This window comes from Paenibacillus sp. JJ-100 (genome assembly GCF_948329825.1).
GTDB lineage: Bacteria > Bacillota > Bacilli > Paenibacillales > Paenibacillaceae > Paenibacillus.
The window spans coordinates 213,753-232,769 of the sequence record NZ_CAOJCM010000007.1 but is presented as its reverse complement, the minus strand read 5'-3'; the positions used below and the strand labels follow the sequence as shown (position 1 = coordinate 232,769).

Genomic DNA, 19,017 nt, shown 5'->3' with positions numbered 1-19,017 from the left:
TCCAATAAAGTATTGAAAAGAGCGATTAGCTCATTTTGAATCTGACGAGATTAAAAATCTCATTGTTGATCTTGCAAGCAAGATCAGTACTCACTCGTTGTTCAGTTTTCAAAGATCAAACACGATTTTGTTTCATCATTTTCGTCTCAACCAAGTTTCAGCAGCGACTTAAATAATGTAACATATTTCGTTTGTTTTCGTCAAGAACTTTTTTTTGATTCTTTTTCAGGCTCTCTTGTTCTTCACTTTTCCACAAATAAATTCGTATTTCACTCATTTGGGGAACGAAATATAATGTACCATATTCACTAGACAGGAGTCAACACCTATATCTAAATTATAAAACAAACAAAAAAAGGAAGGTCCCCCCTCCTTAATACACTTCATTTCACATATCTGAATCGGTTAAAATATTAAGCCTCAATCCAGTATCGGATTTCCCTTCCTTCCCCTTCGAGAGAAGGCCAACCGGCTGATTCTTTTACAATAGAACGAAACACAAGTTTACGAAGGACCAGTGGTAAGTCATTACGGACAAATCTTAGTTGAGGATGATTGACAAGCTCATTAACACTCCAAGGCTCTTTCCTACTCCTTATTACACGCAACAGAAGTTCAGAGCAATCTCCCATTTTCGACATGACCGAAAACTCACAAGCAAGCAAGACCAGTTCCACCCGCTGCTCCAGCGTCTCGGAACTTACGGTGAGCTCCTGGTAAAGCTTCCACAACGCACGATCTAATTGTTGTATGTGTGTCCAGACGGTATGATCAGGGTATATGCCCTGTTCAATGAGTACAATTCTTGCCCAACTGCCCAATGTTTCAAGTACATCATAGTAAGCATCCACTACATGCCCTTGCTGAATATGTCGCTTGGCCTCAACGTACATCCTCAAAAAACGGGTGAACTCATAGAACAGTTTTTGTTCACGCAACTCATTTCCGAATGAAGACAATTCTTTACGCAGATCACTAATCTGATTATCCTCTTCCCAGATGATCTCCCCATCAATCAGACATTGCATGAGATTATAATGCCCCCCAGTAACTGCAGTCATCTGCAGATCGAAGCGGCTAGCATAGATCATCTGATATCGGAGATCTCCGTATCTGTAATGTTCTACTTTCGATATAGCTTGTTCTGTGTTTTGCACGATCAGTATCAGCAAATCAAAATCCTGAATCAGGGAGCCGTGGAATCGCTCTCCCGGGTGGGAATAAGCGATAGCCCCAACTACCCCTGTCTCTTCCGACGGTTCAGACAAAAAAGCTAGGTTATTTAATTCCACGAGTCCCTCCATACTCTTTATACATTTCATGGCAGAATACTGCCAAGTCAGTTATAATGTAATTCTACATGAAGTACGACGTTTCCTTCTTTTTCGGGTCAGATACTACTCATACGATAGGAGCATTTTTATGATTTTTAAATCAGCAAAAATTAATGCTTTTCGCACTTGGGGATTACTGTTAACCATGTTAGGAATGGGCCTAATGGTACTCGGGACAGCCGGAATTGTGTTCTGGGGACATGCTGGAAAGATCATTGCTGCTGTTGGCCTCGTGATTGGACTTGTTGCCATGCTGGGCAGTCTAATCATTTATTTCTGGGCAGGCATGCTATCAACGAGTGCTGTTCAGGTCGATTGTCCGGAATGCGGCAAATTAACCAAAATGTTGGGGAAAACAGACCGCTGTATGTTTTGTCATACGATTCTTACTATGGATCCGAACAAAGCCAACACGACTAGTCCTCCTATGGATACAACTGCTCCACCCGCCACGCCGTCCAAATAACGGTGCTACCCACGTTACAATTAAACTCTCTGATCTTATGAATTCACTAACCAACCCTCAATCTAGCGACAGACCAAAAAAGGCCCGGTATCTCTACCGGACCTTTTTTTTGAATTAAGCAGTCTATAAGACTTGGATGATTTCAAAATCATTTTGAATAACCTGCTTGTTTTAACGTTTCCCACGCCGACGCGTTCGCAAAACTTCTGTTCCACGCAGCTACTCCACCAAGTTTCAGTGAAGATATAAGATCTACCCGTGCCTGCAGGGACAACTCATCTTCAATCCAGATTTTTTTAACTGCGCCGTCTTCTTTATACTCCACGTAATTTTGTCCGCTTGCTTGATCCAGAACAGGTTTGAGTTTTTTCTCTTTGATCAATTCCTGTACGGTATTCATACCTACCGCTTTGGAAGAAACTTTGATCTCCCCCTGTTCATTCGCTTCTTCAGTCCATATCCGGGTGTATAAAGGAACTGCCATGATCAGCTTGTCCGAAGGTACTTCATCTTCTTCAAGTATGCGGCGCACCGAAGTTTCGGTCCATGGAAGTGAAGCTACCGAGCCTGCTTTGGGACTAGCTGCCCAGTGTTCATCATATGCCATGACTACAATATAATCCGCGTATGCGCCTAAACCACGACGATCCAAAAACTTAGACCACATTTCGCTATTGGATTTTGGCGTAACATCCACGGATAACATCAGTCCGTGAATGCGAGCCATCGCCCTCATTTCGCGCACAAACTGTGTAACGTTTGCCCCATCATCCGTATAAACATTTTCAAAATCAATATTGATGCCATCCAGACGGAACGTTTTGGCGTAATCCAGCATCTGCTCGATGATATGTGTACGATTGGCATAGGTAGAGAGTGCTTCCTTCGTAATATCCGGATCAAAACTGTTATCCATCAACCCCCAGACTTCCATCCCAGAGCGATGAGCCCAGTTGACGTAGGAATGATCACCTTTACTTTTCACTGTCCCTTTGCCATCTGTAATATGGAACCATGTCGGGCTGACCACGTTGACTCCTGGCATCTTCCCAATTGAGCCTATGTCGGGTTGACGATTATAGACAGCTTCCCAGACTAGATTTACGGGCTTGTTTTTCCACTTTTTCTCCGCTGCAGTGAGTGTGAACTTTGGTGTGGCCAGCTTCTTTTTCTCACCCAAAACCATATACTCGTTATCTACATAACCAGCATAACCGTTATCCATCTGCACAAAACTCTGTTCTTCTCCCGTCTGCCACACACGCACTCTCGTGTCGTGCTGCATATCTGCGAGGATCGGCGATGACTTCTCCCCACGCTTGTATAGGGGTACTGTTGCATCTTCCTTAGATGATAAGGTATCAATTGCTGCATATTGTATCGTATCTCCACCCCGCATCAGGATAACTGCTCCCGTCGTGGAGTCTTCTTGCACCGTCAGACCGTATACTTCTTTCAGTGGTTGAAGAGGAATGTATGCTTCATTAGCCTTTACCTCCGGCTTCACTTTCAGGGGATAATCTTTATGATTCAGTTCTGCCTTCTTACTCCCCTCTTTCATATGCAGCACCCGCTGCGGAGAAGCAATAATGATGTCACCTGATTCAGGTTCGTAACGTATGCCGGGATCGATTGTTTCTTGCAATACCTTTACAGGCAATTTAAGCTGCGCCCCTGTTCCATAGGCTTCCTCTTCCATAAGAAGTCCATCTACAAATATAGGTTGATTCTTTCCCAACCAATCCGGTTCCTCATAAACCTTATTCAACCATACATTGGTAACAAGCCAATAGGCACCCCCAGCTACAAGACAGGCTGCGATCAGCCCTGGCCAAAATGAACGTCGTTTACGACGTGTATATTTACTTTTTCTACCCAAACGACTACCTCCGTTATATCCCTTGATGATCATATACATCTGCTAGAGTGAATGGTCAATCTACTTGCTGTCCGCTGCAAATGCCTTGTATAAATAAAAAACGTGAAGAACCCATACTGAATTCCACACGTTAGTATTGTAAATCATCTCTATTCATTCCTGCAACTCTTGCATACACCATATACTTCCAATCGATGACCATGTACTTCGAATCCCGTACTGGACTCTGCCTGGAGCTCTACACTCTTCAATGAAGGATAACTGAAATCTTCGATCTTCCCGCATCGGTCACATATGACATGATAATGATCTGTCACATTGGCATCAAAGCGGCTTGAATTATCTCCGTAGGTCAGCTCCCGGACCATTCCTGCTTCCAGAAACATTTTCAGATTGTTATATACTGTCGCCACGCTCATACTCGGGAATTGAGGTTCAAGCGCCCGGTAAATCTCATCGGCTGTCGGATGCCCCATCGATTCCATCAAATAGTTTAATATGGCATGACGTTGGGGTGTAATACGGACACCAGTCGTTTTGAGCTGCTCCAACGCATGTTGGACACGTGTTGCCATAATGCCCACCGCCTTACCTTTCATTCTCTGTTAAAAAAGTGATTCGATCACTCTGCACAGAGTGTTATTTGCTGACTGTACACAACAACAAAAGCTCTCTCACGTCATGTAACCTTGTCAGTGTACTTTTATTGTACGGCGATTGCAAGTTTATTGTCAACGCGGCGAAGCAGGAACTTCCGTGGAATCTTGTTGGGAATTCGTTTCGTCAGATTCGGTAGATGAGGCTTCGGGTACAGCCACTTCAGGATTACGCTGAACGGTCAAATCACTATTCCCTTCAATTTTGATCCTGTACTCTCCTTCTCCAAGCTGACCTTCTATCGTTTTGTTTTTTACGTTGAATGGAAGATCCGTTTGCAAATCACCGTAACTGCTGGAACCGATCAAACTATAATCACCGCGTTCAGGAATCATCACATTAATCGCACCAACCGCACTGTATACTTCCCAATCTCCCCCGACTTTGGTGGATACAATGCTAATGCTGCCATTAAGAGACTGAGCTTTCACCGCGAGATTGGCTCCGTCTAGCGTAATATTCCCGTTCCGCGTCTCGGCGATGAACTCACCCAAAGAATCCGTGATACTGACATTTCCCACTTGTGTAGTCAAATCCACATCCCCCGAGACCCCTCGTGCTTTCATATCTCCACGGTTACTATCCATATCCACATTGCCTATAGCATTTGCTACAATCACATCACCATTTAATGTTTTCCCCGATATATCTCCAACCGCATTCGTAATACGGATTCGCCCGTTTCCCGTCTCGGCAAGAATCGTACTGATGGCTTCAGGACGATTTAACAATATCGCGCCATTGGATGTACGAATATCCAGATTGAATCGGCGGTCATCCGGTACTGTAATCGTCATATTCATACGTGGCTGTGTTTTTTCGTTTTCACCATACGCTTTACCTGTTGCTTTGATATGAATGACCTTATCTCCTTCTGCCTCTACAAATGAAGCCGAAGCTACTGCCTTGGCCTGGACTTCAGATGTTTGATCTACCCAAACAACGGTTTTCACCTCAATATCATCGGTATCTCCGCGCTGCAGCGAAATATCACCGTTCACCCCTTCAACCACGATATCCGAAGTATTCATATGGACAGGAACTGTAATGATATCCTTCTCCTCCATATATCCAGCCGCCTGACTATAATCCATTGAAGCAGCGCCCAGATTAAGACTTACTCTGTTCCATAGATGCATGTAGTGATCTTGTTCCGTCAAAATAAACACAGAAGCCGCCAAAAGTAAAGAAGCCAGAATGCCTTTGGCGTCCGGTCTAAAACGTGTTCTTGGACGCTCATCCGCCTGAGTTGAACGATCTGTACTTGGCTTGCCTCCCCCGCGCATCAACAGGAACAATGCAATCCACTCCACGCCGAGAGCTACAAGTATAAATGGCCACCAATCCACCACTTCGTAAAGGTAGTCTGTACCCCACCGTTTATCCAAAATGAGAAGTACACCAACTGCCGTAATTAAGGCGGAAGCCGTATAACGTCCAACCCGGATTTTACGGTTCATTCTTTTCCCTCCTTGCATTTGTTTCTATGATTTCTTCCTGCGCAACATAACCCAGAACTCTCGTCCAAATAGTGTCAGGCCACCTACAACCAACAGAACAGCAAATGAATATCCGCCGTATATGGCGATAATTTCTTGAAACCAACGTGGTTTGCGAAAGAATAGCACCATCAGTGAACCTCCCACGATTAACAGAAGCCCAAATGAAATACCTCGCTCCCATACCATCATGCGCTCTCCTTCAGTACGTTCAACGGACTGCTTGTCCATATTGCTCTGAGTGACAACCCTCCGCCTACGCATCATAACCCAGTCAGCCGACTGCAACACATCATATACGTTATAAAAATAAATTACTGGAATACAGAAAGCCAGCAATATAAGTAGAGGCACATTGATCTGTATACCGATAGATGAGAAGTATAACAGAGCAGACAAATCAAGTAATACCAGCAGTATAAATGTCAATCCTCGCATATAAAGCCGCAAATAAATGTGTCCCAAACCTGGAATAACGGCACTCAGAAGAACCGCAATAAACTTGTGTGTTTTGTTTCTTACCTTCTTGGGATTGGTCGCCTTCCCCGCTCCTGCATTGTCTGTAAGACCTTTCTTCATAACGTACTCCTTTCGTTGGGAAATAAGCCGTAACTCATTATGCATTTGGTTAGATACTACCCTAAAGCTCCTAAAGAGTAACTGGAAGAAAATTGGATATAAAAAAACCTCCGCCATTTCTGTGCTCGGAGGGTTAAGACTTTCTTACTCGATCGATACTTTTGTCATGTGTTCCCATTCTCTTAATTTGGAGACAATCTCGATCGTTCTAAAATCATGTGGTACCTGAACGTGGAGTACAATCTCTATTTTTCTCTCGACGGATGCCACTTCTGCAAAAGCCAAATCCTGCTCATTCACTGTAATTTTGCGTATTCTAACCTTCTCCTGCTCCATAAATGACGATACTCTTTCTAACGTCCCAGGCTCAGACAACGTGTGAAGAGTAATCACATGCAGCTTGTTACCACGCAGATATCTCAGCTCTAATTTGTTAAACACCCAAAGATTCAAGAGTACGAGTACGGTGGAGACGATGGAGGCAAAAAAGAAACCAGCACCCGCGGCAAGACCTATAGCAGCAACAACCCAGATTGAAGCTGCAGTTGTAAGCCCTGTGATGGACTTTCCCGTAAAAAGTATCGTTCCCGCGCCCAAAAATCCGACGCCAGTAATCACAGCTGTGGCCAGACGTGCCGGGTCAATCCGTACATTTAATTCATGTGCAAAATCTTTAAAACCATAAATAGATAACATCATAATCAGTGATGCGCCAAGGCATACAAGAATATGCGTTCGAAGTCCAGCAGCATGATTAGATCGCTCACGTTCCAGACCAACAAGTCCACCTAGCAGCATAGCCAGCAATAAACGAAGCAAAATATGCCACTCGTCAATAAACCAAGGATTGCTCAACGTCATTGTTCCCCCTCTAAGTTGTTCACATGCTTAAAGCATATTCTTATGAAATGTTGTTAATTCCACTCCAGGTGCAATCTCTACTGCTTCCACGGGTTTAAATCCAAAACCCATATATAATTTCACCGCAGCTGTGTTAAGCGTTCCTGTAGAAACGATATAACGGGGCAGGTCCGGATGCTCTTTAAATACTTGCTGCATTAGCGCTGTTGCAATTCCTTTGCGAAAATGATTCGGATGTACCATCATTCGTGTGATGGTTAGTGTATTCTGCTCTTCCTCTTTTACAGCCACTGCACCAAGGAGTTCACCATCCCCCTCGTCTATGCATCCGTAAAACGTCTCTTCACAATTCTGTAGCGTCTCCATCGTATCAAATAAAGGCGGAATGTCTTGAAATCCGATGATCTTTGCTTCCAGCCGATAAGCCATATGTTGCAGCCTCCACAGCTGGGCTAACATATCTTCATCACGTAGCGACAATAATTGAATCTTCATTGTTTCGTAGCTCCTTCGGATTTGGCTTAATGAACTGGAAATGTTATTTCCAAATAACAGATTACGCCATAATGTTTATAACAAAAAGAGGCTGTCACAGGGACGAGCCTCTATTTGTCCGACCACACCGGAGGGATTAGCGGTTCAATACATCTGAAAGTAGTTGGTTCGCGAGGGCCGGGTTGGCCTTACCTTTACTTTCTTTCATAACTTGACCCACAAGGAAGCCGATCGCTTTTTGTTTACCAGCCTTATAATCCTCAACCGATTGCGGATTATTCGCAACGACCTGTTCTACGATAGCGAGGATAGCTCCTTCGTCACTGATTTGAACCAGTCCCTTTTCTTCAACGATCTGCTGAGGAAGCTTGCCGCTCTCCAGCATTTCTTTGAATACGGTTTTGGCGATTTTGCTGTTAATGGTTCCCTTCTCCAGCAATCCAATCATTTCGCCAAGTCCTTGACCTGTCAGAGGAACCTGTGTCACTTCAAGGTTATTCGTGTTGAGATAACCTAGTAGGTCCCCCATAATCCAATTGGAGACGGATTTGGCATCCTGTGTATATTGAAGACTGTCCTCAAACAGATCTGCAATGGCTTTGGAGGAAGTGATTACCTCAGCATCGTAACTCGGCAGACCATAATCCGCAGTATACCGAGCTTTACGTTGATCCGGCAATTCAGGAATGGAAGCTCTGATACGTTCTTTCCATTCAGCATCAATATGCAGTTTTACGAGATCTGGATCTGGGAAATACCGATAGTCATGCGCTTGTTCTTTGCCACGCATCGACAACGTTTTGCCCTGAGCTTCATCCCATCGACGTGTCTCTTGAACGACTTCGCCGCCTTCATCCAGAATTTCAGCCTGACGATATTGTTCATATTCCAAGCCGCGTTGTACACCACGGAAGGAGTTCATATTTTTCAGTTCCGCCCGGGTGCCGAGCTTCTCCTGACCATGTGGACGCAAGCTGATGTTGGCATCACAACGAAGTGAACCCTCTTCCATCTTCACATCCGATACTTCACAATACTGCATAATGGCACGAAGTTTTTCCAAATATGCACGTGCTTCTTCTGGAGAAGAAATTTCCGGCTCGGATACAATCTCTACGAGCGGGGTTCCGACACGGTTAAAGTCCACAAGGGAGGCATAACCACCGTCCACATGTGTGAGCTTTCCTGCATCCTCTTCCAGATGCAAACGCGTGATACCAATTCGTTTGGTCTCACCATTCACTTCGATATCAATCCAGCCATTCTCACCAATCGGCTGATCAAACTGTGAAATCTGATACGCTTTAGGTGAATCCGGGTAGAAATAGTTTTTACGATCAAACTTGCTGACATCGGCGATTGTACAGTTAAGAGCCATAGCAGCTTTCATTGCATAGTCAACAGCCTGACGATTCAGCACAGGCAATACGCCCGGGTGTCCGAGACAGACCGGACAGGTGTGTGTATTTGGCGGAGCTCCAAATTCAGTGGAGCAGCCACAGAAAATTTTGGAGTTCGTATGTAACTCCACGTGGACTTCAAGTCCAACGACCGTTTCATATTTAGATGCGGACATTTCGATTTACCTCCGTTCCGGGCAGTCTACAGCTGCGGACGCTGCTTGTGGAATGCTGTATTTTGTTCATACGCATGCGCTACGCGCAGTACGGTCGTTTCATCAAATGCTTTACCGATAATCTGTAATCCAACAGGCAAACCGTCTGCAAATCCGCAAGGAATGCTGATCGCTGGGACGCCCGCCAAGTTGACTGGAATCGTCAGAATGTCGTTCAGATACATCGTAAGTGGATTGTCTACTTGAGACCCCAACTTAAATGCCGTTGTAGGTGCAGTAGGACCAATAATGACATCATACTTGGCAAATACATCATCAAAGTCCTGTTTGATCAGTGTGCGTACTTTTTGAGCTTTCAAGTAATACGCATCATAATACCCGGAGCTGAGTGCATAGGTTCCGAGCATAATACGACGTTTCACTTCTGGACCAAACCCCTGGCTTCTGGACTGATGGTACAGATCCAGTAGATTCTCAGGATTGTCTGCACGTACACCGTAGCGTACACCGTCAAAACGAGCCAAGTTGGAGGAAGCTTCAGAAGAAGCGAGCAGATAATACGTAGCTACTGCATATTCGGTATGCGGCAAAGATACCTCTTCCCAAGTAGCCCCAAGCCCTTCAAGCACTTTGAGCGCAGCAAGAACAGTCTCTTTGACCTGTGGATCAACGCCTTCACCGATATATTCTTTCGGCACAGCGATGCGCAATCCTTTCACATCACCCGTCAGTCCGCTCAAATAATCCGGAATATCTACATTTGCAGATGTCGAATCTTTCGCATCATATCCGGCAATGGCTTGCAATACATAAGCAGAATCTTCTACATTTTTGGTCAAAGGTCCAATCTGGTCGAGTGATGACGCAAAGGCCACCAGACCAAAGCGGGATACCAGCCCGTACGTTGGCTTCAATCCTACAACACCACAGTAGGAAGCCGGCTGACGGATAGAACCACCCGTGTCTGATCCAAGTGTAAAGTATGCTTCTCCCGCTGCAACTGCTGCAGCAGAACCCCCTGATGAGCCACCTGGAACATGATCAAGTGCCCAAGGATTATGCACTGGTGAGAAACTGGAATTTTCGTTGGAACCACCCATGGCAAATTCATCCATATTCAACTTACCGAGGGTTACTGTATCTGCTGCTTTCAGTTTTTCGACAACTGTTGCATCATACACCGGGTCGAAATTACGAAGGAACTGGCTTGCGCATGTGGTGCGCAGTCCGTTTGTTACGATATTGTCTTTAATACCGACAGGTAAGCCAAATAGCAAACCTTTCTCCTCACCATTGACAAGACGTTCATCTAGCTGACGAGCGCGTGCGCGTGCATTCTCCTCGTCCAGTGTCAAATAAGCCTTCACCTTGTCATCATGCGCACTAATATTTTTATAAGCCTGATCTACCAGATCGCTAACCGACAACTCTTTGGTGTGCAGCTTGTTATGTAACTCAGGCAAGGATTGTTCAAATAAACTCACAGTGCTTGTCCTCCTTCCAATTTATCTGTTATTCCATGACAGCAGGTACTTTAAACTGCCCGCCTTCTTCTTCTGGTGCATTGTGCATGACCTGTTCGATGGACAGGCTTTCCTTCGTTTCATCTTCACGCATCACGTTGCTGACATGCAGAACGTGAGTCGTAGGCTCAATGTTGTCTGTATTCAGTTCGTTCAACTTCTCTGCATATTTTAAGATCGCATTCAGCTGACCTGTCAGCGTCTGTTCTTCTTCAGCAGTCAGATTAAGACGAGCCAACTTGGCTACATGCTGAACATCATTGCTCGAAATACTCATTATCGGATGCCTCCTTCATTCGTTCTTTGCTTGGACAACCCCTACAAACGAAGCGATCGTTTAATGGGCTAAAGTCCCAAGATAACTTTTCTAATTATAGGTGAGATAGTTCGACAATTCAATGCAAATGGCATCTCCGTTTTATGTAAAAGCAAAAACACTGTAGCCAGAGCAGTTCATGTGTCACTCTCCACACACCAAAAAGCAAAAAAGGAGCCGGCATCAGCCGACTCCTGAAATTCAAATGCTTAAATCCATGCACGCAGATTAACCTGCTTTATAAAATCCGCCTGGGACATCACATCAGTCGCGGTCTCTTCTTCTTCTTCCACAGTTTGAGGTTCACCGTTCATCAATTGATGAAACAATCTCTCATTATGTGTCGCAAGGGCGTAATCTATCAACGCTTCTCGCTCGACCCGCTCAGCTTCCTGCTTCAGCAGAACCTCTTCCAGATCGACGTCGCCGGATGGAACAAAAAAGTTCCGATTAACCAGCGGCACTCGAAGCACGTAATCGAACGCATTGTCCGGATTCCGGTCATAAGCGATGATGTATCCATATTCCCCCACAGGAAGATTCTGCTCGAACGTATCCGCGACGATGACAACTTTTTCTCCTAATCGCAGCATCGTCTAACCTCCTGGTAGTCTATCATTATTATTTATTTGTATAGTCTACTAGAAAAGAATAACGATGTCTAGGAATACTAGATTTAAACAACATATTTGTGCAAAATCTTTTTTATTTTTTCAAAAAGTATCTCTAATTGCTTACTAAATCAATGTTAGGTGTACTTGTTTCTACGTCGTTTTCGGTCTGTACGAATTACAATCAGCCAGTAAATCAAAAGAGGGCCCGGAATACTGGTTATCCCCCACAACCCCCATAACCAAGGGAACCGACTTCTTTTGCGAGCATCACGAAACATCCACGTGCCTTGAATTAAAAGTAATAACGCAAGAAGCAATAGTATGACCGGGGGAATCTCTTCTAACGAGTAATGTAATTTATTCATGATGTGCCATCTCCCTCCGTTGCCGGATAAACCATAACGTAGCCGCGATGACGGCAAGGACTGTGCCTAAGACCTGAATTCCCAAGAACACGACAGGAGAAGATACAAATAGCAACGTTCCTAATGCAATCACAAGTAAAGCAACGAGCCAGAAACACAACATTTCGACGAGATGAGCTCTACGCTTTATACGTCTATGTTCCCTGACGCGGGATTCGAGGGATGCCAGCGAAGGAATCTCCGCAGGTTCACAGACATCATCCAGCGCTTTCATAGACTGTTGTAATCGGCTTACAACTTCCTGCTCCGATGTCTCATTCGATCTGCTCATTCTATTCCAGCTCCTTTCTAAGTTGACGGAGACCATAAGCTGTGCGAGACTTTGCTGTCCCAGCAGGAATACCCAGCATCTCTCCAATCTCTTCGTAACTATAGCCATAATAATGCTTCAGCAATACAGTAATGCGATGCTCTGAGGTTAATCTTGTCATCGCATCCATCACATCCGTCCATTCCTCATTTCGACTTTCGAGTTGCCAGCGAAAGCGACGGATTGCCTGATGGCGAATGAGATCAAGCCAGCTCTGTTCTCTCTTCCTTCGTCTGGTTCGATCAATGTAGATTCGGGTTGCGATGGTGATCATCCATGATGAAAATGCTGAACTACCATCATATCGCCGAATGTTTTCCATACAGCGAACCATCGTATCCTGGACAATCTCTTCAGCCAGGTTGGGGTCCATCGTAACTTTCATGAGGTATTTGTAAACAAACGAGTAATGGCGCTGTAATAGTGCAGCGAGTGCACTGTCATCGCCCTCTGCTGCTCTACGCACTTCCTCCAATTCAGCTGCTCTCAACATGATGATCACCATTTTCTTGTTTAATCTAAACGTAATACGATAAACTCCGTCAATTCGTTCAATACGAGATAATTTTTTTTTCTAAAATAAAAATAGAACCGACAATTTCCCGGGCAATCAGACGCCATTTCGGTAATCTTGCAGTTTGTCGAACCACCGTTGCTTGTTAGCTCCGTTCCTAAACACATGGCTATTCCAAATATTTTGTCGAGTCCTAACGTTGCCGTTCATATGTTCTCTGTTCAGCTTAACCACATCTGAATGATCTTCATTCGTACTTGCTAAGATTGAAAAGTGTGAGTCTGCATTCGTAAAGGTAGTATTAAGGCTAATATTAGGTATGTATACTTTCGAGTAAGCACGTTCCGTGATAACGGAATGCATGACAGAATCTAATACCAACTGGCGATCATCAAGACATGTGTACTCCAGCGGCTGACTCTGCGAGGTAATTCTTATTTTCTCCACATCTATTTCCCTCACTCTCGTTCACTTCAAATCGTCCTACTTCTGCAATCTTATTCATCATATACATGCTGTAACTTCTCTTCTTTCTATTACTTTCTTCATTTCTATATGTTCCTTTTTCTCTACACTTCGGCACCAAGACAAAAAAAAGAACGCAAACCGGGTATAGACCACAGTCTGCGTGCTTCGCAAGTTAGGGTATTTCAGTTTAACGCTTTAGTTAAGTGATGCCTTAACGCTTGTAATAACTAATTGCTATTCTAATAAAAAAAGGGATGCTTGTCCAGACTTAATTCACTTATCTTGTCGAATTATCTTGCAGGAACGTAAGGATTATTCTGCTTCTCATAACCTATCGTTGTTTTGGGACCATGACCTGGATATACCTTAACATCATCAGGAAAACGATAGAGTTTGTTCTGAATAGAATCAATCAGATCACGTTCTCGCCCACCCGTCAGGTCAGTTCTACCCACGCCCATCCGGAATAGCACATCCCCAGCAAATAGATCATTTTCACAAAGCAGACTTACACTCCCCGGAGAGTGTCCTGGGGTATGATACACCTGGAATGTATGACCAATCAGTTGCAGCTTCTGACCTTCTTCCAATGCAAACTCGGCTGGATTCGCGGTAATAGGAGGTGTGACCTGTGGCCAGTTTAATGATCCGTTCAGCTTGGCTGTAGTCAGCCATTCACTTTCAAGGTCATGCAAGTAAACAGGACAGTCCTTCAGCTTGCGAATCTCCTCTACACCGCCGATATGATCAAAATGAGCATGGGTCAAAAGAATAGCCTCGATCTCCAAATCCTGAATTGCCTTCAGTAACGGGCCGGGATTCATACCTGGATCAACAATGACAGCTTTGCCCGGATCTTCACCCTGTAACAGGTAAGCATTCGTTTGCAATGGTCCGAGTGTAAATGTACGAATGTTCAGCATATGAATTAAAAACCCGAAATCAGTTCACGCAGCTCACGAATAATCACTGCATGGGACTCCGTTCCTTCCCCGTAACGTTTCAAAATTTCTTTGCGTGCTTCAGCCATATTGTCCTGATAGTCTGCAGCTTCACGGTCTGGATTCAGTCGTTTGAATTCAACCATAACTTCTTGCACATGCTGTGGGCGCGGCCCCCATTGACCAAGTACATGTCCTCCTGTGTCTGCAAAGATCACGATTGGAACCGAACGACCGCCCATCGTCAGGAATTCATCCATCACTTCCGGGTGATTCTCCATAATGAGCACTTCGGTTGGGATACCAGAAATCTCCAGTGCTTGAAATACGACCGGAATATTCCGGACAACGTCACCGCACCAATCTGCTGCCAAGATCAGCACGCGAAGGTCGTCACGATGGTTCAGACTTTCGAAAAATTCACGATCCTCTTCACTGGACCAGACAAAGTTGTCATAGTTAGTTTGGAATTCACTTTGATTTTTGGTCATGCTAGCGATAAATTCCTTCGGCGGTAGACCTTTACCGAATTTGTGAGACAAGTTAGGTTTGGACATTACTTCACACTTCCTCTCTTTTTTCGTACATTCATCCATTTAATCAATACATAAATAATCATTAGAGCAAGTGCAACAAGCAAAATCGGCATAATATACGGTGCCGCTTTCTCGTCTACATGCTCCCACTGATCTCCGAGAATCATCCCTAAATATATAAACAATGCAGTCCAAGGTATAACAGCGAGTGTAGTGAGCAGAATGAATTTTCCTGTATGCATTTTGGTGATGCCGGCAGGAATCGAAATGGCATGTCTTACAACCGGGACAAACCGCGCTGTGAAAATAACACCTGTACCATATTTGCGGAACCATTCTTCGGAATGATCAATGTGTTTTTTCTGAATCAATATGTATTTGCCGTAGCGTTCAAGTACAGGTCTGCCGCCATAACGGCCGATCCAGTAAATAAACAGCTGAGCCAATACCCCGCCAATGGTACCGAATACCATTGCACCGAAGAAATTAATGTGATGCTGAGAAACGAGAAAACCACCATATGCCAGCACAATCTCGCTAGGAATAACCTCCATCATTAGACCCAACATAATGCCGAAATATCCAAGGCTTTGAATCCAGTCGAATAATTGGCTGACAATGTTATGAATAACGTCCATCTCAACCCTCTTCCTTTTTCCTGAATGACGTTGCTCTGCAATACAATGGATGTTGCTCTTATTTTATCACAGGCCCCGGAACGTGGCTACTTATGGGAACGGAACAGTATCCCGCCAAGGCTGATCCGCATATGGTATGGGGAGAGGAGTGTGAGAACGTGTCATTTAAATCCGTGCCTGGATCTCCCCCGGTCAAACATAAGCAATCTGGTCAAAACCTGCCTTCCGCTCGTGGAATTCGCCGCGCCTGTAGCAAAGAACTATATCGTACAGCCAAAAGGCTGAAACTGTACATCTCTCCAGAACTCATGAAGCAGGCAGAGGAATGCTACTACACCAAAGTGATCGCAAACCTGCTCTGGATTGGAGAACATCGCAATGACCGCAAAAAATTGTGCGAGTGGTGGAACACGGAAGTCAGTAAAGAAATTGCAGCTCTGTGGAACGTCGAGGTTGAGCCATTGAAGGAAGCTTTCAAGCACGCCTTCGGTGGTTACCGTCTGTAAAAGAATACTCAGAAGAGACACTAGAGACAGGCAAAACGAGTCTATCTCAGCATACTTGATAAGCCGAGAAGTTCAAAGAGTCAAGGCAGGCGATGGCCCTCCTGCCCTAGCTCTTACATAGATCTGCGGGCGTGCAATGTCAACTGAACTACAAGGCACCTGTAGCTACCTTTCGCAAGTTCTCACCAGTTAACGAGGCTGCATTGTGTAACAGAAAACGACGATCATTACGCATACGTTCCGCAATAACTTCTGCTGCCAGAATTCTATATTGCTCATAGATGTTAGTTCCGACAATTGCAGTCTGTTGTGCTTGCCGGACCTTTCCTTCCTTCATCTCGCGTTTCACTGCCTGTTCCATCCAGTACAATGCCGTCCACTGCGTTCCATAATCATATCGATTCAAGGAAATGGCTGTCATGAAATATTTCCCTGCTTGAAATCCTTCCCCCGATTGAGCTGCGATCCGCCCAAATTCCAAATACAGTTCGGGTTCGCTCACCGAATGAGCCAAGCTGTTCAGTAAAATAGATTTGGCTTCTGGTTGAGGCAGCGTATGCGCAAGCGCAAGGGCTAACTCAGGCCGTGTTGGATTCAAGCGATATGCTAGCTTAACATGCTCCTGACGTATATTGCTTTTCGGTTCCACCAAGGCTTGACGATACAGAATATCTGCCCATGCATGAAGCGCTGTAATCCATATTGTTCCTCCCAACCAGCATGCAAACAGCAATGCGATTGTATATCGTTTGATATGGCCTGATATAAAACGGGAAAAGGTCATGTGGATGTCATGGATGTAGTCGGTGCAGACTTGAGCCGGCCCTGATAGGATCATGGCTAGGGATGAAGAAAAAGGATACGAGTTATGACGAGGTGGGCACCTCCCACTCGCATCATGGCGATGAATCAACGGATGGGACGACACTGTCTCCGCTTCTGTCCTCAACGCAACCGCCCATGCTGCCAGCCAGATGAACAACATCCAGCTCAGCGTATAGCTCCAGTCGAAGTCCACGGTGCCATGCAGGACCAAGACAAGCACTGGCGGCAGCAACCGCGGTGCGAAGCGGCGGATGCTGCGCAGGGTGAAGATCACCCACCCTGCAATCAGTGCAATGCCGAGCAGGCCCGTATCCAGGGCCAGATCGAGCGGTCCGCTATGGACCTCGCCGCCGACATACGGCGAGGACTGGATGGCGCGGAACATGCTGCGCCATGTATCTCCACCGTGGCCAAGCCAAGCGGCCTCGGTCCATAATTTCAGGGCATCCCGCCACATGTGCAGGCGGGATGTCCCTGTGCCGCCCCCCGCCGCGAAACGTTCGGCGGTGGAGGCGGCGGCCATAAGTGCGGCGGCAATGCACGCCAGCACAGTGGCCGCCAAGGCAGAGGCGCGGCCAGCTCGGGCGCCGCTGTGCCAGAGACGGCACAGCAGCAGCGTGCCGAGCAGCGCAGCTGCCCATGCCCCGGCCAGGGCCAACAGGCCGGGCACGGGTGCAGGCGCCAGCTGGGCAGCAGCCAGCTGGCGGTACAGCCAGGCCGCGCACGCCAAGGGCGCGGCCAAGGCTAGCAGCAGCGGCAGGCGGGCACCGCGTCGCTGCAAGGCGAAGGCGGCGGCCGCGGCACAGCCGGCCGCCAGAAGGGCGCCGCGCGACTCGCTCAGCAGGAGCGCGGCTTGCGCGGGCATGAGCGGCAGCACCGCCGCAAAGACACGGCTTGCCGGGACGGCTCGCCCGGCAGCCAGTACTCCTGCAGCGGCTGTCAGCCGCTCCAATGCGTACATGCCAACGACGGCACCGTACGCATTGGGGTACTGCAGAAGTCCGCCGAGCCTTGCCCCGGCTGAACTAATCTCGGGGTCTGCTGTGCGCATGACCCCATAGGGCAGCGGCAGCACACCGCATACGGCCATGATACCGCTGAACACAAACACGCCGCCTGCCAGCTGCCAGCCCAAGGCAAGCCAGCTCACACCACCTTTGCTCTTGGCCAACTGAGTGGCGAGCAGAGCAAACATGGCAATCAAGCTCCAGCGCAACATTTCATGGATGCTGCCTTGTGTGCTCACCGAGCCTACCCAAGCATGTACCGCGTAACACATCATGATCGAGAGAGGGAACACGATATGTGCAGATATAGGAACTCCGAGCCACGTTGGATCTGACTGCCGTAGTGCTACAGGTTCTGTTCCTGATTTACTCCTGAAGGACATCATAAACATAGTGGCAACGATAATCCCTGTCATCAAAATGACGGGTGACAAGTCAGTCGAATAAAATAGCCCTCTCCGCAAACATCCCGCCAGTAGGATCGCTACCGAACATATACCGAAAATTGTGGTCCATTGTGCCTTAATTAACCCGGTTTGCTCTACCTTTCCCTTTCCTTTCCCCTTCCCTTCCATCCCAATACAATAGCTCGAAGCAGATGACACATGCTCTGGGAGAGATAAACAGCGTGGACTGGCTATATCGTTATATGTATGGTGTTTATCTTCTACATAGCACCCATATTCCACAGATTCACATGATTTCCTCGATGCTGAATGATGAACAATATGTTTTGGACATAATCGCCCCTCATACTTCCATGCCTCCTTACCTGTCTCCTTACCCGTACCCATACATTCGTCTACCACTCTACAACCCCTCCTCTCCTTTGAGAAAACAACAAAAAGACAGAATGCTCCCCGACCCGGGGTCATTCTGTCTTTATTCATTAGGTGAATCATCATTCCGTTGTTAACGACGTTCATTTATCCAATGATCCATAACTTTCAAATCTCAATCTGCACTTGAAGTAGAGCGCCCCTGATTTCAGCATGCCCTTATTCCTCCACTTGCAGACTACATCTATACCTTATCCTCATCCATTCTA

At 46.1% G+C, this 19,017-nt stretch carries 20 protein-coding genes; 2 read left to right on the top strand and 18 right to left on the bottom strand.

What is annotated here, in order from left to right; genetic code table 11:
* Positions 1-413: 413 nt before the first annotated feature.
* Entirely contained in the window at positions 414-1,292 is an 879-nt protein-coding gene (locus PQG66_RS21875) for a nucleotidyltransferase-like protein (RefSeq protein ID WP_272039946.1), read from the bottom strand.
* A gap of 130 nt (positions 1,293-1,422) precedes the next feature.
* Between PQG66_RS21875 and PQG66_RS21870 the strand changes: the two genes are divergently transcribed.
* Positions 1,423-1,800: a DUF2614 family zinc ribbon-containing protein gene (locus PQG66_RS21870; protein WP_272039945.1), complete on the top strand. Its 378-nt coding sequence runs from the start codon at positions 1,423-1,425 to the stop codon at positions 1,798-1,800.
* A 148-nt stretch (positions 1,801-1,948) separates the two neighbouring features.
* Here the strand turns inward: PQG66_RS21870 and PQG66_RS21865 are convergent, their stop codons facing one another.
* The 16 genes from PQG66_RS21865 to PQG66_RS21790 all read right to left on the bottom strand — a co-directional run bounded on the left by PQG66_RS21865 (position 1,949) and on the right by PQG66_RS21790 (position 15,631).
* A complete protein-coding gene (locus PQG66_RS21865; protein WP_442955156.1) occupies positions 1,949-3,712 on the bottom strand; it encodes a glycosyl hydrolase family 18 protein in 1,764 nt (587 codons plus the stop codon).
* Positions 3,713-3,828: 116 nt separating this feature from the next.
* Positions 3,829-4,254, bottom strand: coding sequence for a peroxide-responsive transcriptional repressor PerR (gene perR / locus PQG66_RS21860; RefSeq protein WP_272039943.1), 426 nt, complete (start codon positions 4,252-4,254; stop codon positions 3,829-3,831).
* A gap of 156 nt (positions 4,255-4,410) precedes the next feature.
* Positions 4,411-5,796, bottom strand: a complete 1,386-nt coding sequence (locus tag PQG66_RS21855) for a DUF4097 family beta strand repeat-containing protein (protein ID WP_272039942.1) — start codon at positions 5,794-5,796, stop codon at positions 4,411-4,413.
* Between the two features lie 24 nt (positions 5,797-5,820).
* Positions 5,821-6,414, bottom strand: coding sequence for a hypothetical protein (locus PQG66_RS21850; protein ID WP_272039941.1), 594 nt, complete (start codon positions 6,412-6,414; stop codon positions 5,821-5,823).
* Between the two features lie 144 nt (positions 6,415-6,558).
* Positions 6,559-7,269 (bottom strand): MgtC/SapB family protein, encoded by a 711-nt coding sequence (locus tag PQG66_RS21845; protein WP_272039940.1) that lies wholly within the window; start codon positions 7,267-7,269, stop codon positions 6,559-6,561.
* 33 nt (positions 7,270-7,302) lie between these two features.
* Entirely contained in the window at positions 7,303-7,770 is a 468-nt protein-coding gene (locus PQG66_RS21840; protein WP_272039939.1) for a GNAT family N-acetyltransferase, read from the bottom strand.
* 136 nt (positions 7,771-7,906) lie between these two features.
* Positions 7,907-9,346 carry an Asp-tRNA(Asn)/Glu-tRNA(Gln) amidotransferase subunit GatB gene (gene gatB, locus PQG66_RS21835; protein WP_272039938.1) on the bottom strand — a complete coding sequence of 480 codons (1,440 nt, stop codon included), beginning with the start codon at positions 9,344-9,346 and terminating at the stop codon, positions 7,907-7,909.
* A gap of 26 nt (positions 9,347-9,372) precedes the next feature.
* Entirely contained in the window at positions 9,373-10,830 is a 1,458-nt protein-coding gene (gene gatA / locus PQG66_RS21830; RefSeq protein ID WP_272039936.1) for an Asp-tRNA(Asn)/Glu-tRNA(Gln) amidotransferase subunit GatA, read from the bottom strand.
* A gap of 28 nt (positions 10,831-10,858) precedes the next feature.
* Positions 10,859-11,146, bottom strand: coding sequence for an Asp-tRNA(Asn)/Glu-tRNA(Gln) amidotransferase subunit GatC (gatC, locus tag PQG66_RS21825; protein WP_272039935.1), 288 nt, complete (start codon positions 11,144-11,146; stop codon positions 10,859-10,861).
* A 248-nt stretch (positions 11,147-11,394) separates the two neighbouring features.
* Positions 11,395-11,778: an ATPase gene (locus tag PQG66_RS21820; protein ID WP_272039934.1), complete on the bottom strand. Its 384-nt coding sequence runs from the start codon at positions 11,776-11,778 to the stop codon at positions 11,395-11,397.
* 155 nt (positions 11,779-11,933) lie between these two features.
* Complete coding sequence (locus tag PQG66_RS21815; RefSeq protein ID WP_272039933.1) at positions 11,934-12,164, bottom strand: sigmaY antisigma factor component; 231 nt, start codon at positions 12,162-12,164, stop codon at positions 11,934-11,936.
* Positions 12,157-12,495, bottom strand: a complete 339-nt coding sequence (locus PQG66_RS21810) for a YxlC family protein (protein ID WP_272039932.1) — start codon at positions 12,493-12,495, stop codon at positions 12,157-12,159. Before PQG66_RS21810 ends, PQG66_RS21815 begins: the two co-directional genes overlap by 8 nt.
* Position 12,496: 1 nt before the next feature.
* The gene (sigY, locus tag PQG66_RS21805; RefSeq protein ID WP_272039931.1) at positions 12,497-13,039 is read right to left on the bottom strand and encodes an RNA polymerase sigma factor SigY; all 543 of its coding nucleotides are present in this window, start codon (positions 13,037-13,039) and stop codon (positions 12,497-12,499) included.
* Between the two features lie 767 nt (positions 13,040-13,806).
* The gene (locus tag PQG66_RS21800) at positions 13,807-14,439 is read right to left on the bottom strand and encodes an MBL fold metallo-hydrolase (protein WP_272039930.1); all 633 of its coding nucleotides are present in this window, start codon (positions 14,437-14,439) and stop codon (positions 13,807-13,809) included.
* A 5-nt stretch (positions 14,440-14,444) separates the two neighbouring features.
* Entirely contained in the window at positions 14,445-15,014 is a 570-nt protein-coding gene (locus PQG66_RS21795; RefSeq protein WP_272039929.1) for a thioredoxin family protein, read from the bottom strand.
* Complete coding sequence (locus PQG66_RS21790; RefSeq protein WP_272039927.1) at positions 15,014-15,631, bottom strand: DedA family protein; 618 nt, start codon at positions 15,629-15,631, stop codon at positions 15,014-15,016. Before PQG66_RS21790 ends, PQG66_RS21795 begins: the two co-directional genes overlap by 1 nt.
* A 158-nt stretch (positions 15,632-15,789) precedes the next feature.
* Between PQG66_RS21790 and PQG66_RS21785 the strand changes: the two genes are divergently transcribed.
* Positions 15,790-16,137, top strand: coding sequence for a dehydrogenase (locus PQG66_RS21785; protein ID WP_272039926.1), 348 nt, complete (start codon positions 15,790-15,792; stop codon positions 16,135-16,137).
* A gap of 148 nt (positions 16,138-16,285) precedes the next feature.
* Here PQG66_RS21785 and PQG66_RS21780 read toward each other — a convergent pair whose 3' ends face one another.
* Positions 16,286-18,859: an O-antigen ligase family protein gene (locus PQG66_RS21780; protein WP_272039925.1), complete on the bottom strand. Its 2,574-nt coding sequence runs from the start codon at positions 18,857-18,859 to the stop codon at positions 16,286-16,288.
* Positions 18,860-19,017: the final 158 nt, after the last annotated feature.